Source organism: Halolamina litorea (assembly GCF_026616205.1).
GTDB lineage: Archaea > Halobacteriota > Halobacteria > Halobacteriales > Haloferacaceae > Halolamina > Halolamina litorea.
In genome coordinates this window covers 42,733-62,191 of record NZ_JANHGR010000003.1, presented here as the reverse complement: position 1 = coordinate 62,191, position 19,459 = coordinate 42,733, and the positions used below count along the sequence as shown (strand labels likewise).

Genomic DNA, 19,459 nt, shown 5'->3' with positions numbered 1-19,459 from the left:
AGGTGTGGCAGTCGGGGCATAAGCGTACGCCCCGCGGAGAGTTTCGGCGAGCGACCGAACGCGGCGCAGTCGGCCCGCTCAGTTCACCGTGACCCGGTCGAACCGCCCGACTGCGTAGGACGCCGAGACGAACGGCGCGATCCCGAGTGGGACGAGCGCGACACGGGCCGCGAGTCCGACCCCGGCGGCGTCGACGCCGAGGCCGAACGGGAGCGCCCACGTCAGGATGGCCGCGACGAACGGCTGGATGGACGGTTCGGCGACGATGGCCCCCGAAGCCACCGTCACCAGCAGGTAGCCGCTGAAGACCGCGAACGCGAGCAGGCTCGGGACGACCGCCTTCGTCGACCGGGTGATGTTCACTGCGTCGTAGCGCGGGAACGCCATCCCGATCCCGACGGCGACGGCGCTCCCGACGAGAATACTCACGGGCGTCGCCAGCACGACGGCGGCGACCATCCCCGAACGCAGCGGCGACAGCACGGCGACGACGGCCGTGATGACCGTCCCCAGCGGGATCGTGACTATCGCGCCGGCGAGGACGTGTGCGGCGACGAACCCGCGGCCGTCGATGTGTGACAGCACCGTCGCCGACAGCGCCGTCCCCTGATCGCCCAGCGGGTTCAGGGTGAACACGACCGCGCCGGCCCACGCGACGAACACCAGCGCGAACCCCGCACCGATCGCGGGCACCTCCCCGGTCTGGATCGTCTCGGTCAGGAAGCCGACGACGAACAGCAGGGGGTACGCGACGTAGAGTAGCTTCAGCGGCGCCCGGACCGCGCGCTTCCACGCCAGCACGGTTACTGCGGCGGTCGGCCGCCCGACGACTCCGGCGATGGCGTCCTCGACCCGTCGGAGCCTGTCGACCGCCTCCTGCTCCTCGGCCTCGGTGCCGGCCAGTACGGAGTCGGCGAACCAGTGCCGGTCGGCGATGCGGGTCGTGACGACTGCGCTGAGCGCGACTACAGCCGGCGTGAGCACGACCGCGGCGCCCGCTCGAAGCGGGTCGGCGGTGACCTCGTTCGTCCCCGCGAGGGCCACGTCGGCGAACCACCCGGTCGGGGCCCGCTGCATCGGTTCGAACACCTGCAGGACGACGTTGCCGAGCGCGCCGGTCGCTATCAGGGCGATGTAGGCGACGAAGACGAGGACGACCAGCACCGTCCGGTGTCTGACGACGAAGCCGATCCGGGTGACGGCGTGGCGAATTCCGAGTCCGAGCGGATAGGCGACGGATACGGCGGTGATCGAAGCCGCGGTCGCGGCGACCGGCACCGTCAGCAGCAGCCCCCAAACCCCTGTAGCTGCGACGTAGCCGATCGCTGCTGCGGTCAACATCGGTACCGCGTAGCTCCCAGCGAGGACGCTTTCTGAGAGTACCATCCCGAGGGCGGCCTCCCGCGTCGGCACGACCGAGAGCAGGCCGACCTCGTTCGACAGTTCGCCGCGGGTCCCGACCGTCCGGACGGCGACGATGAGCGTCAGGAACAGCCAGAGCACGGCGAAGACGCCCCGTGCGATTTCGAGGGTCGACCAAGCGACTGGCAACTCGGCCCCGAACCCGAGTTCGTTCCCGAAGACGTACGCCCCGTAGCCGGCGCCGGCGCCGAACAGTCCGACGAAGACGACGAAGACGGCGATCTGGGTCTTGGTGTCGACCGCCTTCCGGAGGTTCCGGCGCACGTCGACGGCCGCGATGGTCCGGCTGTGTCGAAGCGTAGCGCTGAGGACGCCGAGCCCGTCGCGGCCGGCTGCCGCCCCCTCGTCGCTCACGTCGGCACCTCCTCGCGGTCGATCGGTTCGTCGTCGTGGTCCTCGGTGAGGTCGAGGAACGCCCGTTCGAGGCTGGTCGATTCGTCGCGTTCGGCGCGGCGCGTGAGTTCGGCCGGCGTCCCCTCGGCGACGAGCGCCCCCTCGTGGAGCACGCCGACGAGGTCGGCGAGTTCCTCGACGACCGAGAGGATGTGTGTCGAGAGGAAGATCGTCACGTCGTGCTCGGAGAGTTCGGCGACGAGGTCCTTCACCGTCCGGGCCGCACGGGGGTCGAGGCCGGACGTCGGCTCGTCGAGGAAGATCACTTCGGGCTCGTGGAGCACGGCTTGGACGAGTCCGAGCTTCTGGCGCATCCCCTTCGAGTAGCCCTCGACGCGTCGATCCGCGGCGTCCACGAGGTCGAACCGTTCGAGGTAGGACTCGATGCGCTCGCTCGCTTCGGCCCGGGGGATGTCGTGGAGCGAGGCGACGTAGTGGAGGTTCTCCCGGGCGGTGAGTTCCTCGAACACCGGCGGGCTCTCGGGGAGGTAGCCGAGGTGGTCGATGACGCCGTCGCGGTCGGTGATGGGCGTACCGGCGACGAACGCCTCACCCGAGGTCGGCCGAGTGAGCGTCGTCAGCATCCGCATCGTCGTCGTCTTCCCCGAGCCGTTCGGGCCGAGGAAGCCGTAGACGACGCCGGCGTCGATGGCCAGATCGAGGTCGTCGACGGCGAGTACGTCCCCGTACCGTTTCCCGAGGCCGCGGGTCTCTATCGCGAGCGGCGCCGATCCGTCCTGAGAGGGCATATGCTTGCTACGTTCGCTCCAGACTACTTGAAAGGGACGGGCGGCTGTCCACTCGGAAGGCGTTCGCTACGACGGGTCCCCGTTCTCACTCGGTGTGTCGCCGACGTCTCGATGGTCCGCGCCAGCGCGCCGTCGACGCAGCGAGTCGTACAGCCGTTCTCCGACCGCTTCACGCAGTTGCTCGGTCGTGTCGTCGGCCACGTCGACGGCTCGCGCGTCGTCGTTCGTGAGGCTGCGCGCGCCGGCGGTGTCGACCGTCACCGTGCCGAGGCGTCGGCGGCGCTGGAACACCGTTTCGGTGCTCAGAACCGTCTGCACCCGGTAGTAGGGGACGATTTTTAGCTCCTGAACCCAGAAGCCGTTCCGGGTCACGACGTGGTCCTCGCCGAGGTGGTAGCCGCGGCTCTTCCACTTCAGGTGAGCGGCGAGGGGCACGAGCAGGAGGACGAACAGCGGGACCCACCAGTAGAGGGTGATCCCGGCGACGCGCTGGATCAGGTAGAGCAGCGCGACGACCACCGCGACGACGATGGCGTAGCGGACGGCGTAGCGTTCCCGGGCCCGTTTGGGCGGCCGTTCGAAGCTGAGGTCGCCGACAGCCTCGACGGAGTTCGTGAGTTCGAGCACGCGGCTCCGTTCGGCCAACGGGACCGCCGACTGCGACCCCCCGGAGTTGCCCTCGCCGCCACTCTGTCCGGCGGTCTCGATATCCAGCGAGGCGTAGCCGAGCGCCCGCGCGAGGACGTTCTCCCTGATCGTCAGCGACTGTACCTTCGAGAGCGGGATCGTCCCGCTGTACTGCTGGAGGAGCCCGCGTTCGTAGCGCATCTCCTGGGGGGCACGACGCAGGGTGAACCCGTAGTACGTCGCGGCGTTGATCGCGCCGTAGACGACCGCGAAGAGGAGGATCCCGACGACGCTCAGGAGCGCCCCGAACACCCGACCGAGCCCCGGCCCGGGGACGAACGAGAGCCACTCGACGCCGAACAGGGAGCCGAGCGCCGGCATGAACACCGACACCCCCAGGAACAGCAGCGGGATCAGTTGGGCGTCGGCGGAGGTCAGCGCGAGTAGCCCCAACTCCCGGTCGGAGATTTCGAAGACGGTCTCGAACTCGGCGTCGGCGGCCTCGTCGCCGTCGTCGCCGGCGCGGCGCAGTCGGCTGATCTCCCCTTGCAGTTGGTTCGCCCGATCGACGCCGACGAACTTGAGTTGGGCTTCGGCGCCGCTGGCGCCGGCCGTCTCCAGACGGATCTCTGCGATCCCGAGCGCGCGCTGGACGACGTTCTGGCTGATGTCGACGTTCTGGATCCGATGGAGCGGGATCTCCCGTTCGCGCCTGCCGAAGACGCCCGACCGGATGTCGAACGTGTCGGCCGTGAGTTCGTACTCGAAGCGGCGGTAGTAGGCGACGGCGTAGCCGACCACGCCCGCCGCCAGGACCACCGCGAGCCCGATCGCGAGGGTCACGCCGAGGGTGCCCGCGACCGCGCCGAACGCCGATCCGCCGATGAACACTGCGGCCACGACGAGGCCGACGCCCTGTTCGAGGAGCCGGTAGGGGATCGAGAGCGGGTGGAGGTGGAACGCGCGGCCGGTGAGTGATTCCGTCGTCACTATCGAGCCCCCACGGTCATACCGCATCCGCCTCGTCGGACTCGATAGCCAGCCGCTCCAGTCGCTCCTGAAGCTTCGACGCGCGCTCGGGGGTCAGCCCGGGGATCGTCACGTCGGCGCCGCGTGAGCCGGCAGTGTAGACGACCAGCGTCGACAGGCCGAGCACGCGTTCCAGCGGCCCACGGGTCGTGTCGATGTGCTGGACCCGCACGTAGGGAACGACTGTTCGCACTCGCGTGAACACCCCACGACTGAGGTACAGCGAGTCAGCGCGGACGACGTAGCTCCACGAGCGGTACAGCAATAGGGCACGAACCACGCCCACCAGGACGAGCAGCGCGAACGCTGCGCCACCGACGGTCGCAGCGGACTCGAGTCCCCCATCGAGGAGTGCCGTTTCGGAACCGACGCCGAACGCGATCCCGGTCGCCACGACGCCGACGATGATGGCGCCGAGAGCCGACCCGATGACCCACTGCAGGCGGACTGTCGACGCGAGCTCCCGTGGCACGTCGAGCACGTCGGTGTCGATTCCGGCGGCGGCCGCGACAGACGACTGTCCGTCGTCCGCGTCATTGTCGCCACCTTCGGACTCGTCGGGCGGCGTCGACGCCGTCGCCGCTGGAGGATCGTCCGTCGCGTCGTCGGAGGAGTCGCTCATGACGGATGGGTCGCACAACGGCGGCTTAATCGTACCGCCGTGGGATGGCACGGACCTCTCGACTGTCCCGTCCCCGGCTGCCTCATTCCCCACTTCGCTGCCGAAGGAAGCATAGATGGCGAAGCTATCTAAGCCACCTGAGCTACCTTAGGTAGCTTAGCCACCGTTGTCGGCTACTCCGAGACGGATATCCACGGAAGCCGGCCTCGGGGCTCAGACCCGGACCAGCACTTTCACTGCCTCGCGTTCGTCCATCGCGCGGTAGCCCTCGTCGATGACTTCGAGAGCGACCTCCTTCGTGAACACCGGCGAGGGGTCGAGCGTTCCCTGTAGCACGTCGTCCATCAGGTCCTCGATGGCCGACGGTTCGGCCGACGGCCGGAAACCCCTCCGTCGGGCGGTCTGCCTACTGCATCTGGCCGCCTTCCTCGTGGGGTTGGACGACGACGAAGCCGTTGTCGCCGGTGAACTCCATCTGGAAGGACTCGCCGGACTCCTGGCCGATCTCGATCAGCTTGTTGGTCCCGATGGAGGGCGAGAGGTTCGCGCTCCAAGCAACGGTCGCGTCGGGGTCGGTCGTCACCGGCGGTTCCATCACGAGCGGGTCGCCGTGTGTCGAGATCGCCACGTCGCCCGGGCCGGTGAGGTAGACGTTGGTGAGTCCACCCGCGGCGGCACCGGAGAGGCTGCCGATCGTGTTGATCTCGTAATCGACGTCGTCCTCGAAGGCCAGCACGTCGGTCCCGTTGACCGAGATCGATTCGCCCTCGTCGAGCGAGAGGATCTGGATCTTCTTGCTCTGCTCGGCGGCGTAGAGCGTCCCCGTCCCTTCGGCCTCCATCACGGGGGAGTCCTCGTTGGAGACCGCACTCTTGACGAAGCCGGCGATGCCGCCCTCGGCGGAGGACTTCCCGGTGAACGTCAGGTCGCCGGTGTAGGCGATCATCGCGCCAGCTTTCAGCGTCACCGTCCCGTCGACGCCGATGGCGAGCAGTCGGTTGTTCGCTTTGTGGAAGCCGTCGCCGCTTTCGACGGCGTCGTTCGCCTCGATGAACGCTTGGAGGTCCATGACGAAGGTAGATGGTCTCCCATTCGTACAAAAGCTATCGGCTCTCGGTCGCCGAATAGCCGTCACTATCCGGTGATCACGAACTATATGTCGGCCGCGGGGGAGAGGAATTGTCGTGTCCCTTAAACCGTACGTCGAAGCCCTCCTCAGCCCCCACGAGTTCGGGGATTGGACCCCGAGCCTCCGGGCGGCGATCGGTGCCATCGTGCTGCTGTGTGTACTGAACGGTGCCTCCGTCGCCTACGCGGGTGACGTGATCACGAACGAGGTTAGCGGCACCGTCACCGTCGACAACCCGGAACGGCCACCCGACACGTTCTGTGAGGGGTCGACCTTCGACTACGACGGCTGTGACGAACCGAAGACGATCGAGAAACCGCTCCGCCCCGCCGCGGACGGCGCCGTCGGTCGGATGGCCGTGAAGGCGGTGCTCGCACCGATCGCGTGGGTCGCCCTTCTCGGGTCGCTGCTCGTGCTCGGGACCGGAAACGCCGGCGGACGGGATCGGGAGGCCGTCGACGCCTTCCGCCGAGGGGCGCTTGTGGCATCCATCGCCGCGATTCCGGGTGTGCTTCGGTACGCCGTGCGGCCGGTCGTCGTCAGCCGCGGGCTACCGGACTGGACCTACCCTAACTCGATCGACGGCGTCGAGGCCGCGGCCGTCGACGCGCTGTTTCCGAACGAGCCGGCCTGGGCGGCGATCGTGCTCGTTTCGGCGCTCTGGACGGCGATGGTCGTCTTCGGCGGAACGCGCGGGGTCTTCGAGACGACGGACGGGCTGGCGGGAGTCGTCGCCGCGATCGCGTTCGTCACCGTCGCCGCCTCCGTCCCTCTCACGAACGGCGGCTGGATCGGACTCCCGTCCCTGTTGGGGATCTTCCTCACCGTCGTCGGCGTCCTCGGGTTCCTCGCGTCGGGGGCCTATATCTCGGTCTCGAAGTCCTTCGAGCTCATCGGCTTCGGCGGGACCGAGGAGGTCAGACCGGAGCCGTGGTACGTCGGCCTCCATCGCTTCGGCGCGTTCGTCGTCGTCGTGGCCGGCTACCTGGCCACCGACGGGGTCGCACTCACCTGACCGGACGACTGAACTCGGTTCCCATCTCGTCGGAACCCGGTACGAACCGTAACGAGGCGTCGGGCCGTTCGTTCGAACATGACTGACACGATACAGGAGTCCGTGACGATCCCTGCCGACGGCGTCGAACTGGAGGGCGAACTCGCCGTTCCGGAGGGGGCCACCGGGCTCGTCCTCTTCGCTCACGGGAGTGGCAGCAGTCGGAAGAGTCCGCGGAACACCTTCGTCGCCGAGGTTCTGCGGGACCACGGCCTCGGAACGCTCCTGTTCGACCTGCTCACTGAGGAGGAGGACCGCGAGTACGAGACCCGCTTCGACATCGACTTGCTGACGGGCCGGCTGCTCGCGGCGACGGCGTGGCTCCGGGACCGCAAGGACACCCGGGACCTGAAGCTCGGCTACTTCGGATCGAGCACCGGCGCGGCGGCCGCCCTGCGGGCCGCTGCCGACCGCGGCGACGACGCTGGCGCCGTCGTCTCACGGGGCGGGAGGGTCGACCTCGCTTCCGAGCGACTGGAGGACGTGAGCGCTGCCACACTCTTCATCGTCGGCGGCGCCGACACGCAGGTGCTGGAGCTCAATCGGGAGGCGTTCGGCCGACTGCGCGGGACGAAAGAGTTGGAGGTGGTTGAGGGCGCCGGCCACCTCTTCGAGGGCGAGGGCGAACTCGAGGCGGTCGCCGACACGGCAGCGGCGTGGTTCGAGACGCACCTCACGTAGTGCGGCGCGGTCGTCGCCCCCACCCGGCTCACTACGACGTGATGGCCACCTCCAGCGACCGCGTTCGCGGGCCGTCACACTCGACGAACAGGACCGATTGCCACGTTCCGAGCGCCAGCGACCCATCGACGACCGGGATCGAGACGCTCTCGCCGAGAAGTGTGGCCCGGAGGTGGGCGTCGGCGTTGTCGTCGATGGCGTCGTGGTCGTACCCCTCGCCGCGGGGGACGAGTCGTTCAAGCGCGCTTTCGAGGTCCGCCAGCAGCCGCGACTCGTTCTCGTTGACGACGACGCCCGCGGTGGTGTGCGGGACGAAGACGGTACAGACGCCATCGACGCCGCTCGGGACGGCCTCGGCCACGTCGGCAGTCACGTCGACGATATCGGTTCGTGCGGCGGTTTCGACCTGCAGGGACATACGCTCCAGTAGGGCCGGGGGGTGGATGAACACCCCCGCTAGTCCAACCGCTACCGCTCGTGGACCGTCATCCGGATCTCTTCGTCGGGTCGGGAGGTGATCGTCTGGATCACCTCGACGTTGCGCCCCGAGTCCAGTTCGAGGTGGTAGTCCCCGTAGAGCATCGCGAGGATCAGCCGCGCTTCGAGCATGGCGAACCGGTCACCGATGCAGCGCCGCGGCCCCGCCGAGAACGGGAAGTAGGCGAGTTTCGGGAGGTCCGCGCGCATCTCGTCGGTCCAGCGCTCGGGCCGGAACGCGAGCGGGTCGTCGTACCAGCGCCCGTCGCGGTGGACCACCCACTGGCTCATGAACACCTTCGAGCCGGTCGGGATCCGGTAGCCGTCGATCGTGTCGGGCTCCTTCGCCTCCCGAACGATGCTCGGGACCGGCGGGAACAGCCGCATCGACTCTTCGACGACCTGCTCGGTGTAGGTGAGGTCGGCGAGGTCGCCCGTCGTCGGGCGCTCGCCGTCAAGGACCTCGTCGAGTTCGGCGACGAGTTTCTCCTCGATAGCCGGGTGTTGGGCGAGCAGGTACGTCGTGTACGTCAGCGAGACAGCGGTCGTTTCGTGGCCGGCCGTCAGCAGCGTGATCGCCTCGTCGCGGATGTCCTCGTCGCTCAGGGGCGCACCTTCCTGTTGGGCGTCGAGCAGCATCGAGATGACGTCGTCCTCGCCGGGGGTCTCGCGCTTCTGGGCGATGATTTCGTCGACCACGCTGTCGAGGGTCTCCCGAGCGCGGGCCATCTTCCGCCGGGAGGGAAGCGGCACGCCCTCCGGAGCGAGGATGTTCGAGAGGCTGGCGCTCGCAGGCAGGAACGTGTTCATCGCCTCCTCGATGTCGTCGACGTACCGGTCGAGGTCGACGCCGAACAGCGCCTCGGCGACGATACGCAACGTCAACTCCATCATGTCCTCGTGGATCGAGCGCGTCTCGCCGTCGCGCCAATCCGCCAACGTGGCCTCGGTCTGATCGACCATCATCTCCGCGTAGACGCTGATCCGGTCAGGGTGGAACGCCGGCTGGATCATGCGACGGTTCCGTCGCCACTCCTCGCCCTCGCTGTTGAGGATTCCGTTACCCGTCAGTGGCCGGAGGATGCGCTGGAACTGTTCGCCCTTGACGTAGTTCGTGTTGTTGTGGACGAGCACCTGCGCGATGGCCTCGGGGTCGTTGAGTTGGAAGAAGTGGTCGCCCAGCCCCTCCCAGTGGACGATGTCGCCGTACTCCCGGGCGACGCGCTCGGTGAAGTCGAGGCCGCCGCGGATCGACTGCGGGACCGCACCAACCACCGGGAGCCCGTCCGGGCCTGGCGGGAACTCGCCGCGTGCGTGGTCCGAACTCATTACCAGCAAATACGGTCGGTATCGGGTTGAGCGTACCTACTACCATGCGAGGGGGCTTTAGGTAGTAAGCGTTACCTCGGCGCGCCCAGAGGGTGTCGACGATGACCAACGAGACGCTCCGCTCGGCGACCATCGTCCTCTCACAGCGCCAGCAGGCGTCGATCTTCGACGCAGTCGACCGCTCTGATGCCGTCTCGCTCGCAACGACGCGGTACTTGGGTCCCTCAGCGGGCGACTACTACGTCGGTCTCTCGGAGATCGACGGCGATCCCGGAACGGTCCGCGCGCTGTTCGAGAGCAGCGAGCAGGTGCGCCAGTACGCCGTCGAGGACGCCGGCGACCACAGCTTCGTCTACGCCCACTACCGCGACCTCGACCCCGTCGACGACCTGATCTCGCTGCTCTACCGCCACGACCTCGTCGTCGACTGGCCGATCGTCCACCGCCAGCGCGGCGACGCCGCCGAGAGCCGCCTCAGGGTCGTCGGGACCGACAGCGGTATCCAACGGGCGGCGGCCGACCTCCCGGCCAGCGTCGAGGTCACCGTCGAGAAGCTGAGCACCGTCGCGCCGGCGTCGGAGGCGGCGTTCGCCGGCCTGACCGAGCGCCAACGGTCGCTGCTCCGCCATGCCGTCCGGGTCGGCTACTACGACGTACCGCGGGGGGCGACCCACCGCGAGATCGCCGAGGCGTTCGACGTGGCCCCGGGGACCGTGAGCGAGCGACTCCAGCGGATCGAGCGGCGAGTGATGGAGGGCTACGTACGGGCGTTCCTGTAGGCAGCGACGCTCACTCGATCCGCGCCGCGTAGTCGTCGATGGCGTCGAGCAGCCGTGGAACGGACTGCCCGCCGTCGGGGGAGAGTTCGTAGACGCTGGTGCCATTCTGACGGCGCTTTCGGACGAGGTCCGCCTCCTCCAGTTCGTTGAGGTGGTGATAGAGGTAGTTCTGCTCGCGGTCGACGGCGTCGGCGAGGTCGGCGCTCTCGACAGGACCGTCCTCGATGAGGATATACAGTATCGTAAGCCGCGTCGAGTTCGCCATGGTCTGGAAGAACGCCGTGACTTCGTCGAGTTCGAACGTCTCCCGCAGGAGTTCCTGCTCGACGCGTTCGTAGCCCGGAGGTTGCTCCTCATCCGATGCTCCGTTCGTTTCCATCGTTCGGCAGTTACGCCCGTGTCACTATATGCCCGTTGGGTCGGTCAGCTTCTGGGCACCCGCCCATCGCCACGCCGTGCCGTGATTCTCGCGGCGAACGATCGAGCCCACACCGGACCACAATCTACGGCTCACTCGCGGAGTTCGTCCAGGGCTACGAGGACGTAAACCAGTCCGACGAGTCGCGTGCCAACGTACACCCACGGGCGCCACTTCGGCGTCGACGTGCTCGTGTAGGCCATCCGCGTGCCGTAGTCGATGTAGGCACGTGGGAACAGCAGCGCGAGCAGACCGACGAGGCCGAGGAAGCGCTTGAACCGGGCGTAGGACACGTCGCTGCGCCACATCGCGACGAGGAAGAGGAGCCCTTCGAGTCGGGCACCGGGCATCACCCACGACCGCCACTCACACTCGTCGGGGTTCTCCATGGCGAGTCGTTCAGCATTCCGTACGAGTGCCGCCGGCGCGACCACCTCGACGGTACAGACGGCGGTGAGCAGTTTCCGGAGCATACCGACCCTTCGTGTCACGAGAGTAAGAATCTACACCGGCGACTGTCAAGGTGAGGACGCAGGCCCTGTGACTTTCCGGGATTCTGCCTTGAGCGTGCCCGAAGTAGGTTCCTACCGTCGGCGAGGTGGACATCTGAAGGTGCCTACCTATGGTCGCCGGTGTCCAAAGGACGGGGCATGCAGGACTCCACGACGAGTAGCCGTCGACGGTTCGTACAGTTGGTCGGAGCGACCGGCGTCGCGGTCGGACTCTCAGGGGTGGCGAGTCCGGTCGCAGCACAGGACGGGGATGTCGCGGAGACGTTCGAACTCCTCGGCGAACAGAGCGGCTGGGTAGGCGTCGCTCCCGAGGGCATCGCCGACACGACGAACCCGACACTCGAGTTCACACCCGGCGAGACCTACCGGATCGAGTTCGAGAACGGCGACGGGCTCACCCACAACCTCGTGATCATCAACGAGGCCGAGGAGGTGCTCCACCGGACCGACACGGTCGCCGAGGAGGGAGCAACGGCGAGCATCGAGTTCGAGGCCACCGAGGAGATGTACCAGTACTACTGTGAGCCCCACCCGCAGTCGATGCGCGGGGACATCAACGTTGGCCAGCAGGCCGGCGGGGGGGCCGGTGACAGCCGCGAGGAACTGATCCAGCAACTCATCGAGGAGTCGGACTACGTCTTCGACGGCTACGTCAGGGCGTGGGAGGGGCTCGCTCCCGAGTCGATCGAGGGCGAGAGCAACCCGACGATCGAACTCGAAGCCGGCCAGGAGTACACCTTCGGCTGGATCAACGGCGACGGCGAACCCCACAACATCGCCATCCGGGACGACGACGGGGAGAACCTCTACGCGACCGAGATCACCAGCACGGAGGACGCAACCCAGACGCTCACGTTCGAGGCGACCACCGACGCGGTGCTCTACATCTGTGAGGTCCACCCGAACTCGATGGTGGGCGACCTGACCGTCGACGGCATGGGGACGGCGACCCCAACGGAGGCCCCGCCGACGGAGACCGAACCGCCGGCCACGGAGACCGAGGCACCCGAAACCGAGCCCCCGGCGACCGAACCCGCCACGGAACCGCCGGAGACGGAGACTGGAACGCCGACAGCCACTGACGGCCCCGGCTTCGGTGGTCTGGCTGCACTCGCTGGTGTCGGTGCCGGCGCCGCGGCCGCCGCCCGACGGCTGAGTGCCGACAGCGAGGACGAACGCGAGGAGTGACCGGGCTGCGGGGCGACGGTTCCCGCCCGAGGGGAACGGCAACGGCCTTTATCTGATCGGCAGGCGAAGCCCCACGAGATGTACGACGACATCTTGCTTTCGACCGACGGAACGGTCGCCTCCGAGGACGCGACGGCCCACGCGATCGATCTCGCACGGGAACACGGTGCGACGCTGCACGTGCTCTACGTCGTCGACGAGAGCGTCGTGACGGCCTACAGCGGCGATGAGTACGTCGACGGCGCCGAGGGGCCGGAACACGGCCTCGAGGAGATCGGCGAGGAGACTCTCGATGCGGTCCGTGCCGACGCGTCGGATGTCGGCGTCGACGTGGTCGGGACGATCCGACACGGCGACCCGGCCGAAACGATCGTCGAGTACGCCGACGAGGCCGACACCGACCTGCTCGTTCTCGGGACGAAGCGCCGCTCCGAGGAGTACCGCACGCTGCTCGGCAGCGTCACCGACCGGGTCCTCCGGCTGACGAGCAGGCCGGCCATCGTCGTGAAGACGGAAGTGAGCTAAGGCGGTCCGGCTGGAGAGTGGAACTCCGGACGACGAGTGTGTGCCGTTCAGCCGCCTGTGGCGAGTCCGCCCCGGGAAAACGCCCTCGTCCTCCCACCCCGAGCCTGATAGCGCGGGAACCCTCTCTTCGTGTATGGCCCGTGTTCCGAACTGGCGACGGCCTGGACGGGGAGACCTGTGACGCGCGCGGCGTTCACCTGCCACGACTGTGGGCTCGACTTCGCAGCGACGGTCTCGAACGAGTGGGGACTCTACGAGTTCGCTCGCTGTCCAAACTGCGGGAGCGCGAGGACGACGCTCGCGTAGCGGGTCGGGCCGCCGGGGCGGGACAAAAGCCACCCGCTTTTTGTAGGAGAACCGTGCACCCCTGCACGAACTCCTGATGACCGGAGAAGAGCACCCGGAGACTCCGCCGGAGGGGATGGCGGGCCAGCCGGGTTCGGAGTCGGTTGAACAGGCAGACGAGGTCGAGTACGGCGTCGACGAGCGCCCGCCGACGGGCGAGTCGGTACTGCTCGGCCTCCAGCACTACCTGACGATGGTCGGGGCGAACATCGCCGTCCCGCTCGCGCTGGCCGGGGCGATGGGGATGCCCGACGACGTGTTGCCCCTCTACATCGGCACGTTCTTCGTCGTCTCCGGGGTTGGGACGCTGCTCCAGACCACGTTCGGGAACCGCTACCCGATCGTCCAAGGGGCGACGTTCTCGATGCTCGCCCCGGCCATCGCCATCATCGGATTCATCGGCACGGACAACTGGGAACAGGCGATTCTGGCCCTTCAGGGGGCGGTTATCGTCGGCGGGTTCGCACAGGTGGCGTTCGGCTACCTCGGCGTGATGGGTCGGCTCAAGCGCTACCTCTCGCCGGTGGTCATCGCGCCCACCATCGCCCTCATCGGGCTCTCGCTGTTCAATGCCCCACAGGTGACTGGCGCCGATCAGGCGTGGTGGCTGCTCGGGTTGACCGTACTCCTGATCGTCGCGTTCAGCCAGTACCTGAGTGACAGCCACCGCGTGTTCCGGCTCTACCCGGTACTGCTGGGAATCGTCGGTGCGTGGGTGCTCGCGGCGGCGCTCTCGGTGTTCGGCGTGTTGCCCGCCGGGTCGCCGGCGTTCGTCGACTTCACGCCCGTCCGGGAGGCCAGCCTCGTCCAGATTCCGACGCCGCTACAGTGGGGCTGGCCGACGTTCCGGACCTCGTTCGTGATCGGGATGTTCGCCGGCGTCGTCGCCTCGATGATCGAATCCTTCGGCGACTACCACGCCGTCGCGCGCCTCGCCGGCGAGCGCGCCCCCTCCGCGCGCCGAATCGACCACGGCATCGGAATGGAGGGGGTCGCGACCGTTTTCGCGGGGGTCATGGGCACTGGGAACGGCTCGACCTCCTACTCCGAGAACATCGGCGCTATCGGCCTCACCGGCGTCGCCTCCCGGTTCGTCATCCAGATCGGCGCGATCCTGATGCTGCTGGCCGGGTTCGTGGGCTACTTCGGCGCGCTGATCTCGACGATCCCCGACCCCATCGTCGGCGGGCTCTACGTGGCGATGTTCGGTCAGATCGCTGCTGTCGGCCTCTCGAACCTGAAACACGTCGATCTGGACTCCTCTCGGAACGTCTTCATCGTCGGCATCGCGCTCTTCCTCGGACTGGCGATGCCGGCCTACATGGGCAACGTGGGGAGCGCCGCCGCCTTCCAGCAGGGCGTCGCGGCGACCCCCGTCGTCGGCCCGCTGCTGACCGCACCGTTCCTCCCCGACGCCGCGCTGCAGGTCGTCGCCGACACCGTCTACGTCGTCGGCGGCACCGGGATGGCCGTCGGCGGACTCGTCGCGTTCGTCCTCGACAACACCGTGGAAGGGACTCGGGCGGAGCGTGGCCTCGACGAGTGGGAGGAACTCACGGAGGAGACCGGCGCCTTCCGGTCGGCCTACGAACGCTACGTGAAAGGGGAGTAAACGAGTGGGGTGGCGAACGGCCCCAACACGTATTTCGACCTCCCAAATGGTTTCACCGTCGGCGACGACGGCGACGGCGAACGCGTCGAGATCACCGGCGTCGGCCTCGTCGGCGACGATCCCGCGCGGGGCGCGCTGGAACACGAAGCCGTCTCCTGTGGGGGCCTGTCAGGACCGGTGGCCGGAGCCGACCCCCTCCTGCGGATCGAACAACGAGCCGAGCTCGTCGTCTGGATCGGAGAACATGTCGCGTCGCTTGGCGGCCCGCTCCTGCCGGCGACGTTCGATCTCCCGTTTGGCGTTCTTCCCCCGTTGTTTGAGTTCGTCCACTCGGTGGGCGGAGCCGACGTTCGAGAAGAGCACTGCCGCCGACAGCTCTTCCGACCCGGCTCGTGGGTCGTCACCATGGGAGACCCGTTGTGCGCCGGTCAGGTCCTGCAGGTACTGTCGGGATTGCTCGATGCCTTGTTGGGTCAGCGCCGCTGGCGGCCCGGAGACGAGGAGGGAAACCCCTTCTGCCGTCTCGAGGTCAGCCTCCATCGTGAGGTTTCGCGTTGCCGCTTTCACCGTGTCGACCAGTTTTCGGGTCCGGACGTTGTGGTCAATCTGCGAACCGTTGGTCCGGAACCGTTCGATCAGCCCACCACTGTCCGCTGACCCCGCAGCCTCCGAAGCGAAGCCGAGGACCGAGATTCCGCCCATCTCCAAGACGGCGAAGAGGTCCGCAGCGTCGACGTACATCTCGGCGCCGTCCTCGGACTGTTCACCCGCGTTGAGGAACGTCAGCCACTTCTGGGCGATGTCGCGGTTGATGCGCCGGTAGCTCTCCTGGATCGAGTCGGAGGAACTCAGGTAGCGAGCGTTGTCGACGACGAAGAGGTTGTCAGTCGTCTTCCCGAAGTCCATGAACGACCGCGCGGCGTTGAACTCCAGATGGCCGTGCTCGCTGGGGAGGATTCCGAGGCCGAACACCGGGATGTCGTACCACGTCCGGAGTTCGTTCGCGAGAACGGGTGCGCCCCCGCTGCCCGTCCCCCCACCGAGTGCCGCGACCACGAGGAGCGCATCGGTCGAGTGATGGGGGATCGACGCGAGTGCGTTCTTTACGACGGTCAGGTTCTGCTCCATCAACTCCGCGCCGAGCTCCGGCTTGTTCCCAGTGCCCGAGGCCCGCATCTCCGGTGAGGTGAGAAGCAGTTGTTTCGAGGCCGGGATCTCGTTCACGACGCTCAGGTCGGACTCGGCGGTGTTCAGCGCGAACGCATCGCTGATGACCTCGACCCCGGTCTCGCCCGACACCTCGATGAACGAGTCCACGACCTTACACCCCCCGTTGCCGATTCCGATAGCGGCTACTTCCATTGTACGGCCAGGCTGGTCCTATCTCGACTTTGTTATGACGGGCGAAAACGATACTTTCCCGGTCTTGCTCCGTGGTACCCGACGGCATCACGCGGTTCGAGCCGCCGGCCGGTCCGCGAAGTAAGTCGGGCTTACTGTGAGTAGGTCGCCCGATCGTCGCCCGTCCGGGTCCGTTGCCCGGGATTAGCTCGTCGACGTCGTCGACGCGGACCCGGTATTAACCGGGGCTGAGGCCATCGGTCGAACCCGTCACCTGCCAGCGACCGTCGGGCCCCCACGCGTCTGTCTCGGCTCCGGCTACCAGCCTCCTTCTGACCGCCCCGAGGCGCTCGGCTACGCTACCCGAGGTCGAAGTGCTGCCCCGGTTCGACGACGTGTGCGCCCGCGTCCGAGAGTGCCTCGGACTCCCACGAGCCGTCGTCGAGCACCGGGTTCGTGTGGTTCAGGTGAGTGAAGTACACCGTCGTCCGGGAGAGCGGCAGCGTGTCGAGTGACTCTTGGATCGGTGGGTGCGGAACATCCGCCTGCTCGCCGATCTCGTTGGTCTCCCAGAACGTGCCGTCGAGAACGGCGATGTCCGCCGCTTCGATGCGGGCGAGCGTCTGTTAACCGCGGAACTCGAGGCCGAGCGTTCCAGTCCCGAACTCGTCCCGGTGGGTGACCGGAAACAGCCGAGCTGGAGTACTCCGGGGAGGTACCCGAGAGGGGTGTGCGTGAGCAAGCCCCCGTCGACGTCGCCGCCGACTTGATGACGAACGTCCGTCGAGGCGTCGACCAGCAGCGACCGACCTCGGAACGGCCCTGACGAGAGGCCGTTGTCGACATCGTCTCACGGCAGGCGTCGACGGTCCGCCAGCAGAGGCGAGTAGGACGTGGCTTGCATCGATATGCAAATCCAACTAGGGCGCGCCGACCCGACGACGGCCGGCAGTCGTCAGGAACTGGTCACCAACCGGCCGCCACGGGGGAAGAACGGATAAGCCGAGTCCAGTCAAACGGTTGGGGTGAACTGGGCTCCCATCCCGTCGAGGCCCCTGCCATGCCTGATACGTACTACCTCATCAGCGACCTGCACATCGGCGGCGACGAGCAGTTAGAGCAGGTCGATTTCCTCGACGAACTGCTCGACTTCCTTCGTGATCTCGCGGGGCGCGACGAGGACGCGGAACTGATCATCAACGGCGACGCGTTCGGCCTGTGGGAGTTCACGGGCGTTGAGGGGCCGGCGAAGTTCGACGCGCTCGTCGAGCGCTACCCGGAACTGTTCGAGCAACTCAGGACGACCGGACGGGAGATGCCGATCACGCTCATCCCGGGTAACCACGACTACGAACTCGCCGCGTATCCCGAGTACGTCGACCGGCTGGCGGAGTACAACGTCACGCTGGAACAGGAAGTCGCGATAGAGCGCCCGGTCGGCGACTACCTCGTCCACGTCGAACACGGGATGCAGGAGGACCCCAACAATCGGATCCCGGACTTCGGAAACCCCTACGCGAACCCGCCGGGCTACTTCGTGAACCGTCAGATCACGAGCCGTGCAGGGCGACTCTCGGGTCGTGGGAAGTACAACTGGCTGAAGGACATCCAAGCGGTGACGCCGATGACTCAGATCCCCGACTGGATGGTCTCGAACTACTTCTACCGGGAGATGAGCGCGTGGCTTCGCTTTTCGGTTGTGCCCTTCTTGCTCCTGTTCAACGTCGGGCTGCTGTACGTCGGCGTGTTCGCGCTCGATCGGTTCGGTGTGTGGTCGCTGCCGCTGGCGTTGATCCAGCAGTTCCTCGGACTGTTCGGCCCGGCCGGGCGGCTCGTCGAACTCGTCCTGGCGGGGAACCTGGTGCTCGTCCTGCTGTTGCTGGCGATCGCGGTCCCGCTCTCGGTGTTCGTACGCGACGCCCGGAAGACGCTCAGACGGTTCGGCCTCACGCGCTCGCGGACGGACGTCGAACCGGTAGAGAAGTACCTCAACCGGGCCAGGACGGTGTTCGCGTCGAACTCCGAGGTCGCTGTGTACGTCTACGGACACACCCACCGGCCATCAGTGACCGAAGTCGGGGACTCCCTCGCCCTCAACACCGGTACGTGGCTCAAGCGCCTCCACCGGGTCGACCCGCTGTTCGGCGTGCTCCCGCCCGTCTACTACTCGTCGTACCGTCTCAACTACTTCCGACTCTCCCCGGCGGCCGACGGCGGCGTCATCGTCGAGTACGACGTGATCGAGAAATCCGATCCGGGCGAGGAGACGCTGCTCCAGCGGCTTCTGACTCGCTCACCCGAACGGGGGTCGTCACTCCCCGACCGAACCGTCGTCAGTCCCGACAGCGGGACCGCGGAACCAGCGGAAACAGGTTCGGAACCGTCGAACTGACCCGCACCGTTGGTCGGCGGCGGCGAGATCGTCGCCGCCGCCGTGAGACCTCTCGATCACCGCTACCTGAAGGGGTTATGGCGCTCGGCCGCCGAGGGGGCAGTATGCAGCGGCGCGCGCAGCGACCCCCGAGTGCCGGTGGGCAACGGAACCGACCGCGGAGGGCGCGCTCGTGACCGACGAACCCCTCCCGGCAGAGTACCTCTCGCCGCTGGCCGGCCTCGTCGACGAGGTGTTGGCCGGCGTCGGCTACGAGATGGCGGTGGCCACGGACGCCATCGACGATGCCGTCCCCGGCTACGGGGGGCTGTTCGACCCCGCGACCACTCGCGGGGAGTTACGGGACGCAATCGAAGGGCTGTCGGCCGACGCTCTCGCGCGGCCGGCAGTCTCCGGGACGGACGGAGACGAGTTCGTCCTCTACGTCGACGGCAGTTCGCGGGGCAACCCCGGGCCGGCCGGAGCGGGAGCGGTCATCATGGACGCCGAGGAGACCGAACTCGCCCGGCTGGGTCGCCCGGTCGGCTCCCGGTCGGGAAACAATACCGCCGAGTACGTCGCCCTCCAACTGGGGCTCTCGGAGCTGTTGACTCGCTACGAGCCCCGCCGTGTCGAGGTCCGAATCGACTCGATGACCGTCCTCCGGGACGTCTGGGGCGGCGACGACCCGACGGAGCCGGGGGTCGACGCCTACAGCGAGGCCGTCACGGCGGCGCTCTCACGGGTCCCCGAACACCGGTACACCCATCTGGCCGACAACGACCCGAACCCCGCCGACGCGCTGGCGACGGTCGGCGCCGACATCGCGTCGCTCGGTCCCTGAAAACGGGGGGAG

General features: G+C 67.5%; 19 protein-coding genes and 1 pseudogene. 8 read left to right on the top strand and 12 right to left on the bottom strand.

What is annotated here, in order from left to right:
- Positions 1-78: 78 nt before the first annotated feature.
- From NO998_RS14605 to NO998_RS14580, 6 genes and pseudogenes are all read right to left on the bottom strand, one after another.
- Positions 79-1,776 (bottom strand): hypothetical protein, encoded by a 1,698-nt coding sequence (locus NO998_RS14605; protein WP_267648022.1) that lies wholly within the window; start codon positions 1,774-1,776, stop codon positions 79-81.
- Positions 1,773-2,564: an ABC transporter ATP-binding protein gene (locus NO998_RS14600; protein WP_267648021.1), complete on the bottom strand. Its 792-nt coding sequence runs from the start codon at positions 2,562-2,564 to the stop codon at positions 1,773-1,775. Before NO998_RS14600 ends, NO998_RS14605 begins: the two co-directional genes overlap by 4 nt.
- 66 nt (positions 2,565-2,630) lie before the next feature.
- Positions 2,631-4,181, bottom strand: a complete 1,551-nt coding sequence (locus NO998_RS14595) for a PH domain-containing protein (RefSeq protein WP_267648020.1) — start codon at positions 4,179-4,181, stop codon at positions 2,631-2,633.
- A gap of 16 nt (positions 4,182-4,197) precedes the next feature.
- Entirely contained in the window at positions 4,198-4,842 is a 645-nt protein-coding gene (locus NO998_RS14590; RefSeq protein ID WP_379822396.1) for a PH domain-containing protein, read from the bottom strand.
- 213 nt (positions 4,843-5,055) lie between these two features.
- A pseudogene (locus tag NO998_RS14585) lies at positions 5,056-5,199 on the bottom strand (IMP dehydrogenase); the annotation flags it as partial.
- A gap of 49 nt (positions 5,200-5,248) precedes the next feature.
- Complete coding sequence (locus NO998_RS14580; protein ID WP_267648019.1) at positions 5,249-5,911, bottom strand: AIM24 family protein; 663 nt, start codon at positions 5,909-5,911, stop codon at positions 5,249-5,251.
- A gap of 115 nt (positions 5,912-6,026) precedes the next feature.
- Here NO998_RS14580 and NO998_RS14575 point away from each other — a divergent pair, with 115 nt between their 5' ends.
- Positions 6,027-6,986, top strand: coding sequence for a hypothetical protein (locus NO998_RS14575; RefSeq protein ID WP_267648018.1), 960 nt, complete (start codon positions 6,027-6,029; stop codon positions 6,984-6,986).
- Positions 6,987-7,064: 78 nt separating this feature from the next.
- Positions 7,065-7,706 carry a dienelactone hydrolase family protein gene (locus NO998_RS14570; protein ID WP_267648017.1) on the top strand — a complete coding sequence of 214 codons (642 nt, stop codon included), beginning with the start codon at positions 7,065-7,067 and terminating at the stop codon, positions 7,704-7,706.
- A gap of 31 nt (positions 7,707-7,737) precedes the next feature.
- Here NO998_RS14570 and NO998_RS14565 read toward each other — a convergent pair whose 3' ends face one another.
- Positions 7,738-8,124, bottom strand: a complete 387-nt coding sequence (locus NO998_RS14565; protein ID WP_267648016.1) for a secondary thiamine-phosphate synthase enzyme YjbQ — start codon at positions 8,122-8,124, stop codon at positions 7,738-7,740.
- A gap of 50 nt (positions 8,125-8,174) precedes the next feature.
- Positions 8,175-9,512, bottom strand: a complete 1,338-nt coding sequence (locus NO998_RS14560) for a cytochrome P450 (protein WP_267648015.1) — start codon at positions 9,510-9,512, stop codon at positions 8,175-8,177.
- A gap of 101 nt (positions 9,513-9,613) precedes the next feature.
- Here NO998_RS14560 and NO998_RS14555 point away from each other — a divergent pair, with 101 nt between their 5' ends.
- Complete coding sequence (locus tag NO998_RS14555) at positions 9,614-10,291, top strand: helix-turn-helix domain-containing protein (RefSeq protein ID WP_267648014.1); 678 nt, start codon at positions 9,614-9,616, stop codon at positions 10,289-10,291.
- Positions 10,292-10,301: 10 nt separating this feature from the next.
- Here the strand turns inward: NO998_RS14555 and NO998_RS14550 are convergent, their stop codons facing one another.
- Both NO998_RS14550 and NO998_RS14545 read right to left on the bottom strand, forming a co-directional pair.
- Positions 10,302-10,670 (bottom strand): ArsR/SmtB family transcription factor, encoded by a 369-nt coding sequence (locus NO998_RS14550; RefSeq protein ID WP_267648013.1) that lies wholly within the window; start codon positions 10,668-10,670, stop codon positions 10,302-10,304.
- A gap of 131 nt (positions 10,671-10,801) precedes the next feature.
- Positions 10,802-11,182, bottom strand: a complete 381-nt coding sequence (locus tag NO998_RS14545) for a hypothetical protein (protein ID WP_267648012.1) — start codon at positions 11,180-11,182, stop codon at positions 10,802-10,804.
- Between the two features lie 177 nt (positions 11,183-11,359).
- Here NO998_RS14545 and NO998_RS14540 point away from each other — a divergent pair, with 177 nt between their 5' ends.
- The 3 genes from NO998_RS14540 to NO998_RS14530 all read left to right on the top strand — a co-directional run bounded on the left by NO998_RS14540 (position 11,360) and on the right by NO998_RS14530 (position 14,891).
- The gene (locus NO998_RS14540; RefSeq protein WP_267648011.1) at positions 11,360-12,409 is read left to right on the top strand and encodes a plastocyanin/azurin family copper-binding protein; all 1,050 of its coding nucleotides are present in this window, start codon (positions 11,360-11,362) and stop codon (positions 12,407-12,409) included.
- A gap of 78 nt (positions 12,410-12,487) precedes the next feature.
- Positions 12,488-12,934 (top strand): universal stress protein, encoded by a 447-nt coding sequence (locus NO998_RS14535; RefSeq protein ID WP_267648010.1) that lies wholly within the window; start codon positions 12,488-12,490, stop codon positions 12,932-12,934.
- 421 nt (positions 12,935-13,355) lie between these two features.
- On the top strand, positions 13,356-14,891 hold the full coding sequence (locus NO998_RS14530) for a uracil-xanthine permease family protein (RefSeq protein WP_267648219.1): 1,536 nt from the start codon (positions 13,356-13,358) through the stop codon (positions 14,889-14,891).
- Positions 14,892-15,059: 168 nt separating this feature from the next.
- Here the strand turns inward: NO998_RS14530 and NO998_RS14525 are convergent, their stop codons facing one another.
- Together NO998_RS14525 and NO998_RS14520 are read right to left on the bottom strand one after the other, a co-directional pair.
- Entirely contained in the window at positions 15,060-16,253 is a 1,194-nt protein-coding gene (locus tag NO998_RS14525) for an FtsZ/tubulin family protein (protein WP_267648009.1), read from the bottom strand.
- 338 nt (positions 16,254-16,591) lie between these two features.
- Entirely contained in the window at positions 16,592-16,714 is a 123-nt protein-coding gene (locus NO998_RS14520) for a hypothetical protein (protein WP_267648008.1), read from the bottom strand.
- Positions 16,715-17,292: 578 nt separating this feature from the next.
- Between NO998_RS14520 and NO998_RS14515 the strand changes: the two genes are divergently transcribed.
- Positions 17,293-18,624, top strand: coding sequence for a metallophosphoesterase (locus tag NO998_RS14515; RefSeq protein WP_267648007.1), 1,332 nt, complete (start codon positions 17,293-17,295; stop codon positions 18,622-18,624).
- Between the two features lie 172 nt (positions 18,625-18,796).
- Positions 18,797-19,447: a ribonuclease HI family protein gene (locus tag NO998_RS14510; RefSeq protein WP_267648006.1), complete on the top strand. Its 651-nt coding sequence runs from the start codon at positions 18,797-18,799 to the stop codon at positions 19,445-19,447.
- Positions 19,448-19,459 lie beyond the last annotated feature (12 nt).

Bases quoted from the DNA above. Each gene is read 5' to 3' on its own strand.
- NO998_RS14600 (WP_267648021.1), bottom strand. From the start codon at position 2,564: ATGCCCTCTCAGGACGGATCGGCGCCGCTCGCGATAGAGACCCGCGGC.
- NO998_RS14545 (WP_267648012.1), bottom strand. From the start codon at position 11,182: ATGCTCCGGAAACTGCTCACCGCCGTCTGTACCGTCGAGGTGGTCGCG.
- NO998_RS14525 (WP_267648009.1), bottom strand. From the start codon at position 16,253: ATGGAAGTAGCCGCTATCGGAATCGGCAACGGGGGGTGTAAGGTCGTG.
- NO998_RS14550 (WP_267648013.1), bottom strand. From the start codon at position 10,670: ATGGAAACGAACGGAGCATCGGATGAGGAGCAACCTCCGGGCTACGAA.
- NO998_RS14515 (WP_267648007.1), top strand. From the start codon at position 17,293: ATGCCTGATACGTACTACCTCATCAGCGACCTGCACATCGGCGGCGAC.
- NO998_RS14570 (WP_267648017.1), top strand. From the start codon at position 7,065: ATGACTGACACGATACAGGAGTCCGTGACGATCCCTGCCGACGGCGTC.
- NO998_RS14560 (WP_267648015.1), bottom strand. From the start codon at position 9,512: ATGAGTTCGGACCACGCACGCGGCGAGTTCCCGCCAGGCCCGGACGGG.
- NO998_RS14590 (WP_379822396.1), bottom strand. From the start codon at position 4,842: ATGAGCGACTCCTCCGACGACGCGACGGACGATCCTCCAGCGGCGACG.
- NO998_RS14555 (WP_267648014.1), top strand. From the start codon at position 9,614: ATGACCAACGAGACGCTCCGCTCGGCGACCATCGTCCTCTCACAGCGC.
- NO998_RS14530 (WP_267648219.1), top strand. From the start codon at position 13,356: ATGGCGGGCCAGCCGGGTTCGGAGTCGGTTGAACAGGCAGACGAGGTC.
- NO998_RS14535 (WP_267648010.1), top strand. From the start codon at position 12,488: ATGTACGACGACATCTTGCTTTCGACCGACGGAACGGTCGCCTCCGAG.
- NO998_RS14565 (WP_267648016.1), bottom strand. From the start codon at position 8,124: ATGTCCCTGCAGGTCGAAACCGCCGCACGAACCGATATCGTCGACGTG.
- NO998_RS14540 (WP_267648011.1), top strand. From the start codon at position 11,360: ATGCAGGACTCCACGACGAGTAGCCGTCGACGGTTCGTACAGTTGGTC.
- NO998_RS14580 (WP_267648019.1), bottom strand. From the start codon at position 5,911: ATGGACCTCCAAGCGTTCATCGAGGCGAACGACGCCGTCGAAAGCGGC.